The 13,135-nt window shown below is 58.9% G+C and carries 11 protein-coding genes; 7 read left to right on the top strand and 4 right to left on the bottom strand.

Annotated features, from left to right (window positions below; genetic code table 11):
* Positions 1–3: 3 nt before the first annotated feature.
* Positions 4–1,473 (top strand): class I SAM-dependent DNA methyltransferase, encoded by a 1,470-nt coding sequence (locus HBO05_RS26325; protein WP_060768023.1) that lies wholly within the window; start codon positions 4–6, stop codon positions 1,471–1,473.
* A complete protein-coding gene (locus tag HBO05_RS26320) occupies positions 1,470–3,806 on the top strand; it encodes a restriction endonuclease subunit S (RefSeq protein WP_172314636.1) in 2,337 nt (778 codons plus the stop codon). Before HBO05_RS26325 ends, HBO05_RS26320 begins: the two co-directional genes overlap by 4 nt.
* 229 nt (positions 3,807–4,035) lie before the next feature.
* Here the strand turns inward: HBO05_RS26320 and HBO05_RS26315 are convergent, their stop codons facing one another.
* Complete coding sequence (locus tag HBO05_RS26315; RefSeq protein WP_169955099.1) at positions 4,036–4,464, bottom strand: TOBE domain-containing protein; 429 nt, start codon at positions 4,462–4,464, stop codon at positions 4,036–4,038.
* A 94-nt stretch (positions 4,465–4,558) separates the two neighbouring features.
* A complete protein-coding gene (locus HBO05_RS26310) occupies positions 4,559–4,912 on the bottom strand; it encodes a gamma-glutamylcyclotransferase family protein (protein ID WP_172314634.1) in 354 nt (117 codons plus the stop codon).
* A 116-nt stretch (positions 4,913–5,028) separates the two neighbouring features.
* Here HBO05_RS26310 and HBO05_RS26305 point away from each other — a divergent pair, with 116 nt between their 5' ends.
* A complete protein-coding gene (locus tag HBO05_RS26305) occupies positions 5,029–5,682 on the top strand; it encodes a TetR/AcrR family transcriptional regulator (RefSeq protein WP_172314632.1) in 654 nt (217 codons plus the stop codon).
* Here the strand turns inward: HBO05_RS26305 and HBO05_RS26300 are convergent.
* Positions 5,676–5,975 (bottom strand): hypothetical protein, encoded by a 300-nt coding sequence (locus tag HBO05_RS26300; protein WP_172314630.1) that lies wholly within the window; start codon positions 5,973–5,975, stop codon positions 5,676–5,678. The two genes, HBO05_RS26305 and HBO05_RS26300, sit on opposite strands and share 7 nt — an antisense overlap.
* Before the next feature lie 189 nt (positions 5,976–6,164).
* Between HBO05_RS26300 and HBO05_RS26295 the strand changes: the two genes are divergently transcribed.
* Genes HBO05_RS26295 through dapF form a run of 4 tightly spaced genes read left to right on the top strand, consistent with a single transcriptional unit; the run spans position 6,165 to position 10,704 of the window.
* Positions 6,165–7,508 carry a gluconate:H+ symporter gene (locus HBO05_RS26295; RefSeq protein WP_169955103.1) on the top strand — a complete coding sequence of 448 codons (1,344 nt, stop codon included), beginning with the start codon at positions 6,165–6,167 and terminating at the stop codon, positions 7,506–7,508.
* Positions 7,509–7,534: 26 nt separating this feature from the next.
* A complete protein-coding gene (locus HBO05_RS26290) occupies positions 7,535–8,890 on the top strand; it encodes a D-serine ammonia-lyase (RefSeq protein ID WP_170043647.1) in 1,356 nt (451 codons plus the stop codon).
* 33 nt (positions 8,891–8,923) lie between these two features.
* The gene (dsdC, locus tag HBO05_RS26285) at positions 8,924–9,859 is read left to right on the top strand and encodes a DNA-binding transcriptional regulator DsdC (RefSeq protein ID WP_169955105.1); all 936 of its coding nucleotides are present in this window, start codon (positions 8,924–8,926) and stop codon (positions 9,857–9,859) included.
* A 44-nt stretch (positions 9,860–9,903) separates the two neighbouring features.
* Positions 9,904–10,704 carry a diaminopimelate epimerase gene (gene dapF / locus HBO05_RS26280; protein ID WP_169955106.1) on the top strand — a complete coding sequence of 267 codons (801 nt, stop codon included), beginning with the start codon at positions 9,904–9,906 and terminating at the stop codon, positions 10,702–10,704.
* Here dapF and HBO05_RS26275 read toward each other — a convergent pair.
* Positions 10,701–13,109 (bottom strand): TonB-dependent siderophore receptor, encoded by a 2,409-nt coding sequence (locus HBO05_RS26275; protein WP_172314628.1) that lies wholly within the window; start codon positions 13,107–13,109, stop codon positions 10,701–10,703. The two genes, dapF and HBO05_RS26275, sit on opposite strands and share 4 nt — an antisense overlap.
* Positions 13,110–13,135 lie beyond the last annotated feature (26 nt).

The following is a 13,135-nucleotide window of genomic DNA, read 5'->3' as shown; positions in this document are numbered from 1 at the left end:
TTCATGTCCATTAGCTCCACCATCAAGTCCATCCAGGACATCATGCGCAAAGACGTTGGCGTAGACGGCGACGCCCAGCGTATCGGCCAATTGGTTTGGCTGCTGTTCCTGAAAATCTTCGATGACCGCGAGCTTGAATGGGAGCTGATGGACGACAACTACCACTCGCCCATTCCCGACAGTTGCCGCTGGCGTAACTGGGCCGCCGATCCGGAAGGCATGACCGGTGAGGCGCTCAAGGACTTTATCGACAACAACCTATTCCCCCAGTTGCAGAACCTTCATGAGTACAGCAATACGCCGTCAGCCTTCGTGGTGCGCAGCGTGTTCGAAGACGCCTACAACTACATGAAGTCCGGGCAGTTATTGCGCCAAGTGATCAACAAGATTCAAGAAGGTGTGGACTTCAACAAGGCCCAGGAGCGCCACGAGTTTGGCAACCTCTATGAGCAACTGCTGCGAGACCTACAGAACGCGGGTAACGCTGGCGAGTTCTACACCCCGCGCCCAGTCACCGAGTTTATGGTGCGTATGGTCGATCCGAAGTTGGACGAAAAGGTCATGGACCCGGCCTGCGGCACCGGCGGCTTCCTCACATGTGCCATCGAACACAAACGCAGCCGCTATGTAAAAACCGCCGAAGACGAACGCACCCTGCAGGCCAGCATTTTCGGTGTGGAGAAAAAGCCGCTACCGCACCTGTTGGCCACCACGAACATGATCCTGCACGGCATCGAGGTGCCCAACCAGATTCGCCACGACAACACCCTGAGCAAGCCGCTGATCAGCTGGGGGCCGAGTGAACGCGTGCACTGCATCGTCGCCAACCCGCCGTTCGGCGGCATGGAAGAAGATGGCATCGAAACCAACTTCCCTGCGACCTTCCGCACCCGCGAAACCGCCGACCTGTTTTTGGTGCTGATTATGCAGCTGCTCAAAGACGGTGGCCGCGCGGCAGTAGTGCTACCCGATGGTTTTCTATTCGGCGACGGCATCAAAAGCCGTATCAAAGAAAAACTACTGACTGAGTGCAACTTGCACACCATCGTTCGCCTGCCCAACGGCGTGTTCAACCCCTACACCAGCATCAAGACAAACCTGCTGTTCTTCACCAAGGGCGCATCGACCAAACAGGTGTGGTTCTACGAACATCAGTACCCTGCAGGCGTTAAGAACTACTCGAAAACCCGCCCCATGCGCATCGAAGAGTTCGCTGTGGAGGAAGGCTGGTGGGGTAGCGAATCCGATGGCTTTGCCGCACGAGTAGAAAACGAATTTGCCTGGCAAGTCAGCGTCGGAGAACTACAAGCGCGTAATTGGAATTTGGACTGTAAAAACCCACATATCGGTGAGCAGATCAGCCACGACCCAGATCAACTGCTGCGCGACTACTCTAGCCTGCAAGGCGAAATCAGCGACCTACGCGAGCAGCTTAAGGCCGTGTTGGCCGAAGCCCTGGAGCGCCAGGTATGACCATGCTGCTAACCGAGAATCTGCCGCTGCTGACAGGCGCACCAAACGGCATAAAAAAGCTGCATGAGCTAATTCTTGAGCTGGCAGTGCGCGGAAAACTAGTGCCACAAGATCCCAGCGATGAGCCGGCTAACGAGTTATTGAAGCGTATTGCAGTAGAGAAAGCGCGGTTGGTTGTAGAAGGGAAACTCAAGAAGCAGAAGCCGCTGGCGGAAGTTTCTCCTGAGGAAACACCGTATGACGTGCCAGCGAAATGGACATGGACTCGCCTTGGAGAAATCACCAACTTTGGTGCCACGATTAAGAAAGATGAGATTCCAGACGATGCTTGGGTGCTCGACCTTGAGGATATTGAGAAAGACTCATCAAAGCTTCTGCGAAAAGCTCGCTTTTCCGAACGTAACTCTCTCAGCGACAAAAACAGCTTCGCTAAAGGCGATGTGCTGTACGGGAAGCTGCGCCCGTATCTAAATAAGGTTCTCGTGGCTGAGGACGATGGATTCTGCACTACAGAGATACTTCCTTTCAGATGCCACGGTCCCTTTGTGGCACGCTACTTCATGATCGCGATCAAAAGTCCGTACTTTCTCAGTTATGTAAATGCCAAAAGCTACGGTATGAAAATGCCACGGCTCGGAACCGAAGATGGCAGGCAAGCGCTCTTCCCCCTTCCTCCTGTTTCAGAACAACACCGAATCGTCGCCAAAGTCGATGAGCTGATGGCACTATGCGACCGCATGAAAACCAAGAGGGCTGATGCCGAAAGCGCCCACGCCCAACTGGTTCAAGCACTGCTCGACAGCCTGACGCAAACCAGCGACGCCACCGATTTCGCCGCTAACTGGCAACGCCTAGTCCAACACTTCCACACTCTGTTTACCACTGAACCCAGTATCGACACCCTCAAAGCGGCCCTGCTGCAAATGGCCGTGATGGGCAAACTAGTACCACAAGATCCCAGCGATGAGCCGGCTAGCGAGTTATTGAAGCGCATTGCAGTAGAGAAAGCGCGACTGGTGGCGGAAGGCAAGCTCAAGAAGCAGAAGCCTCAGGCAGAAATTACCGCCCCAGAGGCGCCGTTTGGATTACCAGACAATTGGACTTGGTCTCGAATAGGAGATTTAGCGCTCAGTACAGAATATGGCCTATCTGAGAAAACCTCTGACTTACAGGATGGCGTACCTGTATTAAAGATGGGGGACATTCAGAATGGTCAAATTATGCTTGGCGGACAGATGAAAGTAAGTAAGGCAACAGAGGGGTTGCCAGAGCTATACCTCGAACCTGAAGACCTTCTCTACAACAGAACCAATAGCGCTGAGTTAGTCGGTAAAACTGGACTTTTCTTGGGCCGCGCTGATGAGTTCACCTTCGCTTCATACCTGATCCGTATCCGATGCCTGAAAAGCCTATTTTCTCCGTCATATTTGAATATGTCGATGAATGCCCCACGCTTCCGTGAGACCCAGATAACCCCACACTTAAAGCAACAGTGTGGGCAGGCCAACGTTAATGGAACCATCATGAAAAACATGATGGTCTCTACTCCACCAATAGCCGAACAACATCGTATCGTTGCCAAAGTCAACCAGCTAATGGCCCTCTGCGACCAACTCAAAATCCGCCTAACTCAGACTCGTCAACTAAATGAACAGTTAGCCAACACCTTGATCGAACGCGCTCTTGCCGAAGATGGCCAGCAGACTCCCATTGCCACGCACCAGCAAACAGCCCGTACCCTGCTCGCCGCAGAAGTTACTCATCGCCTGCACAGCCAACGCACCTTCGGTCAACGCAAGCTGCAGAAAGTGATTTACTTGGCCGAACACGCAGCCAAGCTGTCCGCCATCCAAGGCGACTACCTGCGAGACGCCGCGGGCCCCCATGATCGCCAGTTGATGAATAAGGTCGAAGGCGAACTGCAAAACAATCAGTGGTATGAACGCATCGAGCGCGAGACTGTTGGCCATGCTTACCGCCCGCTTCCCCAAGCAGGGCAGCATAGACAGGCGTATAGCAGCGTCTGGTCGGCCGCTGAGCGCGACACCATTGAGCAGGTAATCGAGCTAATGCGGGACTGGGATACGGATCGTTGCGAAATGACTGTGACGCTCTATGCCGCATGGAACGACTTTATTCTCGAAGGCCGCCCGGTTTTCGATGAAGCCATCGTGGAGGAAGTCATGCATAGCTGGAACGACACCAAGCTGCGCTTTGGCAAAGCCGAATGGTTAGCGGTACTCGGAGAGATGAAGAAGCACAAAATCCTCATGCCCAGCGGCTTTGGCAAACGCACCACAGGAGGCATGCTCAGCTTGCCCGGTTTCGAGTAAACAGAGATTGCTTTTGGCCGTCCTCGGAAAGATACGGATACGAAGCATATCGCTCAATGCAGCTCATCGCGGTATTCCAGTTGGTATTCCAAAGAAATTTAAAAACTCACATTAGTCAATTAAATCAAATATCTAAGAAACTAATTCAGATTACCCCGGCCTAAAGACGTCCAAGAACGTCTTTCCTGTACCCCACGATTAATCCCATCCCCCCCCCCAAAAAAAAACCTCAACCCCGCACCCCCAAAATAATATGCGAAGCCTTAATCACCGCAGTAGCACCAACGCCCGGCACCAGCCCCAGCTCTGCAACGGCATCGCGGGTGACGATGGAGTAGACCTTCGACCCTCCTGCCAACTCGATAACTACTTCAGCGTTGACCGCACCATCGTTGACGCTCAACACCTTGCCTTCCAGGCAGTTGCGCGCCGACAGGCGAATGTCGCTGGATTCGGTCATCAGCATCACCCACGGTGCCTTGATCAGGGCGACTGCGTCTTTACCCACCGCAATTCCGAGGTTGCGGATGCTTTCCATGGTCACCACGGCAACCAGTTGCTCGCCGCCCGGTAGGGTCAATACCACTTCGGCGTTGACGGCCCCTGCCTGGACCTGGCTGACACGGCCGTTGAATACGTTGCGTGCACTGACTTTCATGAGAGAGGCCTTTTTTGACTTTTCAGTTAAGAACTCCAGCCATCATTACGCTTAGTGCTGTGTAAAGACAACGACAGCGATTCGCGCAGCAGGCTCAAGCCCGTACATACACCCAGGCCCGGCTGCCCGATTTGAGGGCCACGCTAACTCGTTTGTAGTCCGCCACCTCGTAGGCATCGGCGGCAATCAGTTCCTGCTGGGTAATCTCGAAAACAGTGCCGGCGATTTCATCCTGCAGGTTGGCGCTCTCCAGCACGATGGGATGATGGGTTTTCCCACTGGCGGCCAGCACTGCGGGGTCGGTGATTTCGACCAGTTGTTGCGTGTAACCGGGCAGCGTATCGGGGCGGCCCTTCAATTCGCGGCCAAAATTGGACAGCTGCACGGCCTTGTCCTGCAAGGTGCCGTAGGAAAACAACAGAACCGCTTGCTCGATGTCATGTGTCATGGGGTTTCCTTGGGTAAGTCTTCATAAAACCTGCCGCTGTTAGAAAGCGCAGGTCATTCGCTATGTAGTTTTGTATATTGCGATATTCGTCAATGATACAGCCATGAGCCCTCATCATGACCACCTCTAGCGCGCAAGAGGGTGCCGAGCGTTGCCGCACCCGTGAGCATCATCAACGTGTGATCCTGCAGGCTGCCTGCGAGGAATTCGCCGCCACAGGCTTCGACGCGACCCAGACCCGCACCATCGCCGCACGCGCCGGGGTCCCTAAGGCAAACCTCTATTACTACTTCCACAGTAAAGAAAACCTGTACGCCCAGGTGCTGCTCAGCTTTGTAGAGCCCCTGCTCCAGGCGTCTGCAGAACTGCGCGCCAGCGACGATCCGGTGGTGGCACTACAGGCCTATGTCCATGCCAGGATTCGCATCCTTGAGCAAAACCCGCTGACCTCGAAGGTCTTCAGCCACGAACTGCTACTTGGAGGCAAGCAACTCCCGGATGAATGCAGGGACCTGCTCCAGGCCGAGGTGCGGCGTAATGTCGAATGCCTGCGCAACTGGATCGACCGTGGCCTGCTCGGCCCTTTTGATCCGGAACACTTGATGCTGTTCATCTGGTCGGCAACGCGGACCTACACCAACCTCGGCTGGCAGATGTCGTTGATTACCGGCAAGCCAACACCCGACGACGCCGACTATGCGTGCGCGGCCGCGACTATTACGCGAATGGTGCTGCGCGGGGTAATCCCCGGTACACCGCCAGGTTACTGACCGCTCTCTTCACAAACAGCCTTCAACCCCAAGACGGTGGTCGGCGTGCTGCCAATATGCGTCTGCGTGGCAACCACCATATTGGCCCCGGTATCACCTTCCAGATGATATGGCTTGCCATCACAGGCCTTGGCGGCCTTTTGGTTGATGTTTTCCAACAAGCCTTCGCGGGAGTTAAAGATGCTGCCGTGGCTGGTGATCATGTATTGGCCGGGCGCGATTTCATTGACGCCGGTGAAGGTGCAACCCGTCAGGGCCAGGGCAATACATCCGCTTAACAGTAATGCTTTCAAGTACTCGAACTCCTGTAAGGGCCTGACGATTGCGCAGGCGCCGCGCATTGTCGAGCAATCGGCAGCCCCTGGCCATAAGTGAACAGGCTTCAACTAGCGCCTGACGAATCATCGTTTGTCCCCGCCATAGGCCTGAAATCTAATCCATCGCAAACAACTAACAATAACTGCGATGGAGCAGACCCACCCATGTCCCCTACCTTTTCTCTATTGATCCTCGGCGCGTCAATCCTGTTGATCGTCATGCTGATCGGTAAATGTCGCGTCCATCCATTCCTCGCCCTGATCGCCGCCAGCCTGCTGGTGGGTGTCGGCACGGGAATGACCCCCACCGCCATTGTCTCGGCATTTGAGAAGGGTATGGGCAGCACGCTCGGCTTTCTCGCCGGCATCATTGGGTTGGGCAGTATTCTCGGCAAGTTGCTGGAAGAGTCTGGCGGCGCCAAGCGCATTGCGACCACGCTGCTACGGCTGCTGGGTGAGCAGAACGCCGCGTGGGCGATGATGCTGGTGGGCTTTATTGCCGGGATTCCGGTGTTCTTCGAGGTGGGATTTGTGCTGCTGATCCCGCTGATTTATGTGGTTGCCCGTCAGACCCGGATCAACCTGCTGTACCTGGGCGTGCCGCTGGCGACCTCGCTGATGGTGGTGCACTGCATCCTGCCGCCGCACCCTGCCGCCACGGCCATTACCGGCATGCTCAATGCCGATATCGGCAAGGTGATTCTGTACGGGCTGATCGTCGGGTTGCCCACTGCCGTGATCGCCGGGCCGATCTGGGTCAAGCTGACCTGCGCGCGGCAGGCCCCGGCCGGCCAGGCGCAGTTCCTGGCCGAGCGCGGCGAAGGGAACATCGACGACAGCCAATCCCCCAGCTTCGCGATCGCGATGATCACCGTGCTGTTGCCCTTGGCGCTGATGGTGGGCAAAACCCTGGCCACCCCCTTGCTGGCCAAAGGCTCGATGGCGTTTGAGTGGGTATCTTTTATAGGCAACCCGCTGATTGCGCTCGTACTGTCGATTTGCTTTGCCTACTGGTCCCTGGGCCTGCGCCGTGGGCTGGGCATGGGCGACCTGCTTGACCTGACCCACCGCTGCTTCCCGCCACTGGCCGGCATTCTGCTGGTGATCGGTGCAGGTGGGGCGTTCAACGACATGCTGGTCGGCAGCGGCATCGGCAAAGTCCTGGCGGACGTGCTGGGCCAGTCCAACATCAACCCGATCCTCCTGGCGTGGCTGATCGCCGGGCTGATGCACTTCGCCGTGGGCTCGGCCACCGTCGCCATGATCAGCACCGCCGGCATGGTGCTGCCGATCCTCGGACAGAACCCGCAATACAGCCCCGAGATCCTGGTGATCGCCATCGGTGCCGGCGCCATCGGCTGGACCCACGTGACCGACTCGGCGTTCTGGGTCGTAAAAGAGTACCTGGGGATTTCCCTCTCCGAGGCCCTCAAGAAATTCACCGGCGCCACCGTGCTCGCCTCGGTAGCGGCCCTGGTCTTTACCCTGATTCTTTCCCGGTTTGTGTGATGAACCCCACCCCAAAGGCAGTTCCCATGATTCAAGGCAAAACCCTAGACGCCTGGTATGCAAGTCATCCCGTTATCCAGCAACTGGTCGCGCTTGAGCCGGTCAGTTGGTTCAACCCCGCGATCGCCCCGGCCGCTGTAGGGCTGGGGGATGTCGGCCTGACCCTGGACGATGTACAAGACGCCAGCGCGCGCCTGCTTCGCTTCGCGCCCTATCTCGCCAAGGTGTTCCCGGAGACGGCGGCGGCAGGCGGCATCATCGAGTCCGCGATCCAGCCGCTGAAGGCCATGCAGCACGCGCTGTTGAGCGAGGCCGCCCTCCCCGACAGCGGCGCGCTGTGGCTGAAAAAAGACAGCGACCTGCCGATCTCCGGCTCGATCAAGGCCCGTGGCGGTATCCATGAAGTGCTCAAGCACGCCGAAGACCTGGCCCTGCAGGCAGGCCTGATCACCCTCGACGACAACTACGCAGCCTTGGCCGGCGAGCGCGCACTGGCGTTTTTCAGCCAGTACAAAATCGCCGTGGGCTCCACCGGCAACCTGGGCCTGTCCATCGGCATCATCAGCGCCAAGCTGGGTTTCCAGGCGACGGTGCACATGTCCTCCGATGCCCGCCAATGGAAGAAGGACAAACTGCGCGCCAGCGGCGTGACGGTGGTGGAATACGCCTCTGACTACAGCGTTGCCGTGGAAAACGGCCGCCTGCAGGCGCAAAACGATCCGGCCTGCTATTTCATCGACGATGAAAACTCGCCCCACCTGTTCCTCGGCTATGCCGTGGCCGCCGAGCGCCTGGCCCGGCAATTCGACGTGGCGGGCGTGCGGGTAGACGCCGAGCACCCGCTGTTCGTGTATCTGCCCTGCGGTGTTGGCGGCGGCCCTGGTGGCGTGGCATTTGGCTTGAAGCTGGCGTTTGGCGATGCGGTGCATTGTGTGTTTGCCGAGCCGACCCACTCCCCATGCATGCTGCTCGGTGTGTACAGCGGGCTGCACGACCAGGTGAGCGTGCAGGACTTCGGCATCGACAACGTCACCGCGGCTGACGGCCTGGCAGTGGGCCGCCCCTCCGGCTTCGTCGGCAAGGCGATGCAGCGCCTGATCGATGGCTACTACACCGTCACCGACGAAGAGCTCTACCGCCTGATGTTCCTCGCCCACGACCTTGAAGGGGTAAAACTCGAACCTTCGGCCCTGGCCGGCGCGCCAGGCATTGTGCGGGTACTCAAGGACGCGCAGTATTTGCAGCGCATTGGCGTCGGTGCCGCACAACTGGCCAACGCCACGCACTTGATCTGGGGTACCGGCGGCAGCATGGTACCTGCGCAGGAGTACGCGACTTATCTGGATAAGGGGCGTGCTCTGCAAACGACAATCCACCGCTGATCGCCGGCGGCTGACGCGAAGAGGGATACCCACATGGCAGTACTTGGCCTGAGCAAAGCGCCCAAGCTCAACGGCGCCCACCTGTCCAACCTGCATACGTTCCTGGTCGCCGCCCGCCACCTCAGCTTCGCCCGCGCCGCCGACGAACTGTGCCTGACCGCCAGTGCGGTCAGTCACCGCATAGCGCGCCTGGAAGAAGAACTGTCGCTCAAGCTGTTCCATCGCTTGCCGCGCAAGGTCGACCTGACCGATGACGGCGAGCGCATTTTCAAGGTCATGCAGCACACCATGGACACCCTGTCCGAGGCTGTGCAGGAGCGTTCCGATACGCAGATCGAAGGCCAGCTGTGCTTCTACGCCAGGCCTTCCGTCGCGCAATGCTGGCTGGTGCCAAGGCTGGCCGATTTCACCGCCCGCTATCCCGGGATTCAACTGGATGTGCGGGTCGGCAACGAACCGATCGACTATCGCACCCGGCGCATCGACCTGGTGCTGTGCTACTCCAACGGCGAGCATCCGGGCCTGGCAAGCCTGCGCCTGATGCCCGAGCGGATTGCCCCGGTGTGCAGCCCGCAATATGCCCAGGCCCATGGCCTGATGGGGCACCCGGAACGCTTGGCACAGTGCACGGTGCTGCACGATGTGGCGGCATGGGACAACATTTCATTCGATGCAGAATGGCGTTTATGGCTGGATGCGGTGGGCGACAGCAGCCCATTGCCAAGCCGCTTCATGACCTTTGACCGCTCCGACTTGAGCACTCTCGCGGCAATCAACCACGCGGGCGTCGCCATCGGCCGCGAGCAACTGGTGCGCAAGCGCGTGCAGGATGGCGAGTTGGTACTGCCGTTCGGCGGGTTCAGCGAGGCGGTCAATTACGGTTACTACCTGGTCCACCCCGCCCACGAAACCCTGCCCAGACGGCTCAAGGCGCTGATCGACTGGCTGGTCGAGCAAGCGGACAATTGACGCCTCTACCCGCGCGCAAATCACGCTGACCTCAGGACTTCGCCATGCCGCTGAACTTTCACAAGATGCACGCCAATGGCGATGATTTTGTCGTTGTCGACGCACGCAACGCCACCAACCCTATCACCAGCGCCCTGGCCAAGCGCATGGGGGATCGCCACCGTGGGGTTGGCTTCAACCAACTGGCGGTGATGCTCGATTGCGACGATGCACAGGCGCGGGTGGAGTTCTGGAATGCCGATGGTTCTGCGCTGGATACCTGTGGCAGCGCCACGCGAGGGGTTGCCGAGCGCTTGATGCGCGAATCCAACAGCACCTCGGTGATACTGCGAACCAACCGTGGCCTGCTTACCTGCGAACAAACCAGCAGCGGCGCGATTACCGTGAGCATGGGCGAACCGCTGCTCGACTGGTCGCAGATCCCCTTGGCCACGGCCATGGATAGCCTACGGCTGCCACTGGCCGGAGAGCCCACCGCATGCAGCATTGGTAATCCGCACTGCACCTATTTTGTCGATGATCTGGCGAACATTGACATCGCGGCCGTCGGCTCGTTGATTGAAACCAACCCGCTGTTTCCCGCGCGCACGAATGTGCATTTCGTCAAAGTCATCAACCGCCGGCATATCCGGCTGCGCATTTGGGAGCGCGGTGGTGGCGTGCCGTTGGGGTCTGGCTCGTGCTCGTGTGGTGCGGCGATCAATGGGATACGTCGGGGGCTGCTGGACGATTGCGTTGAGGTTGAATGTGATGGGGGCAGCGTCACGGTGCAATGGCGTGGCACCGGCCCGGTGCTGCTTACCGGGCCGGTTGAATGGGTGTTTTCAGGGACGTTTGCGGCCTAGAAATCCCAGCGCGTAGTCACCATCACATTGCGCGGGTCGCCGTAATACGCCGAGTCGTAGAAGCCGATGTTGGTGTAGTACGCCTTGTCGAACAGGTTGTTGACGTTGAGCGTGGCCGACAGGTTTTCCGTCAGTTGATAACGGGCCATCAGGTCCACCAGCCAGTACGGGTCCTGGGTGAATTTTTCGCTCTGGCGCGTGCCGGGGTTGTTGACGTTTTGCCAACCGGCAGCCTGCCAACGCGCTCCACCACCCAGGGTGAGTTTGTCCAGGCGGCCCTGGAGTTTGTAGCTGGTGTAGAAACTCAGTTGATCTTCCGGCTCCCAGGTGGCGACCTTTTTCTTGTCGGCATCGCGGGCGATCTTGTGGGTGTAGCCGGCCTGTAGCTGCCAGCCGGGGCTCAGTTCACCGGAGATTTCCGCTTCGTAGCCCTTGGTCTCGGTTTTAGTGCCGATGTAGGAGTAGTCCACGCCCGGCTGGGAGTTGTAGGCCGTATCAGCAACCGGGCGATTTTTTTCGTGGACCTCGAAGTAAGCCAGGCTGGCGTTCAGGCGCCCGTCGAAGAACTCACTCTTGAGGCCCAGTTCGTAGTTCTTGCCTTCGTTGGGATCAAGCATGGTGCGCGTACGGTCGCGATACTGGGTTTGTGGCTGGAAGATTTCGGTGTAGCTGGCGTAGGCCGTGAAGTTGTCGTTGAGGTCGTAGGTCAGGCCGGCATAGGGCACGACCTTGCCGCTTTCCCGGGTGTCGCTGGTGCCCGTGACCTGGTAGTTGGCGATGCGCGTGCCCAGCAGCAAGTGCAGGTCATCCATCAGGCTGAAGCGCCCGGTGATGTAGCTGCCGGTCTGGCGCGTGGTTTCGTCGCTGATCCTGGTCGGTTGGTTCCACAGCGGCTCGATGGCTTCGCCGTGCCACTTGTAGAAGTCGTAGGAGTTGTCGAAATAGGTCGCGCTGCCGTAGTCCTTGCCCTTCCATTTGGAGATGGACAACGACTGGCCCACCACCAGTTGATGCTCACGACCAAACAACTCAAACGGCCCGGACGCGTACACATCGACGCTGTCACTGGTGGTCTCGCCGGTGTATTTACGCGCAAAGATCGAGCTGGCGGTCAGGGAGTCCTGGGAGATGTAGCCCAGGGGCGCGTTGTAGCCGTTGATCTGATGGTTGTACTGGCCCTTGGTCACCCAGCCATTGTCGAAGGTGTGCTCCAAGGTGGCGAACAGGGTGCGGGTGTACTGCTCCCAACTGCTCCACTTCGGCCCGTTGTTGAACGAGCGCGGCAGGTCCAGTTTGTTGCCGGCCGGGTCGAAGATGGTCCGCGTACCGGTCCAGCTGGAGCCTTTCGGGTCGCTGTCCTGATAGTCGGCGCCCAGGGTCAGCAGGGTGTCGGGGTCAAGGTCGAATTCAAGGATGCCGTAGTAAACGCCGGTTTTGCGCGAATAGTGGTCGAGGAACGATTTTTTATCCTGGTACGCCGCCACCGCCCGGCCGCGCACGTTGCCGGTTTCGGTCAACGGGCCGCTGACGTCGATCTGCGAGCGGTAGTTGTCCCAGGAGCCGGCGCCCAGTTCGATGCTGCTCTTGAACTCCGAGGTCGGCTTCTTGCGAATCAGGTTGATGGTACCGCCCGGGCCGCCCGCGCCGGTGAGCAGGCCGGTGGCGCCCTTGAGCACTTCGACGCGGTCATACAGGGCCATGTCGGTCAGGGTCTGCCCCGCCGAGTACTGCGCGTCGCGCAGGGTGGGGATGCCGTCGTACTGGAAGTTGACGATGGAAAAACCACGGGAATAGTAGTTGGTGCGCTCGGTGTCGTAGGTCGACACGGTGATGCCGGGCGTGTGGCGCATCACGTCGTCGATGGCATTGAGGCCGAAGTCATCCATCACCTGGCGCGTGACCACCGAGATCGATTGCGGCGTTTCCCGTGGGGTGAGCACCATCCGCGTGGCGGTGGCAATCGTGCCCGGGGTGTAGGAGCCAGTGCCTTCGGTGATCGAGCCCAACTGGTTGGCGCTGATCTGCGTGGCCTGCAATTGCACTTGCCCGTCTGCGACGGCCCGCGCCACCACACGATAGCTGCCCTGCTCATACTCGGCCTGCAGGCCCAGCGGTGCCAGCAGGCGCTCAAGCCCCTCGGCCAGGGCAAAACTGCCGTGCAAGCCCTGGCTGTGCACACCCTTGGCCAGCGCCGAATCGATAGCGATCATCACGCCCGCCTGATTGCCGAAAGCACCCAGCACGCGGTCCAGGCTGCCGGCAGCGATGTCGTAGGACTGGCGCGGGGCCTGTTCGGTAGCCGGTTGCGCAGCGGCGGCCATGGCGCCGTGGCTGGCCGTGGCCACGGTTAAACCAACGATGATGGCGCGCAGGGCGCTGGCAAGCGGAGTGACGCGGCTGTGCATAAAGACTGTCCTGTGGTGAAAGGTTG

Source organism: Pseudomonas sp. WS 5079, assembly GCF_012985465.1.
In the GTDB taxonomy this organism is placed as follows: domain Bacteria; phylum Pseudomonadota; class Gammaproteobacteria; order Pseudomonadales; family Pseudomonadaceae; genus Aquipseudomonas.
The sequence above is the reverse complement of the archived record's forward strand: the minus strand, read 5'-3'. Positions and strand labels throughout refer to the sequence as shown.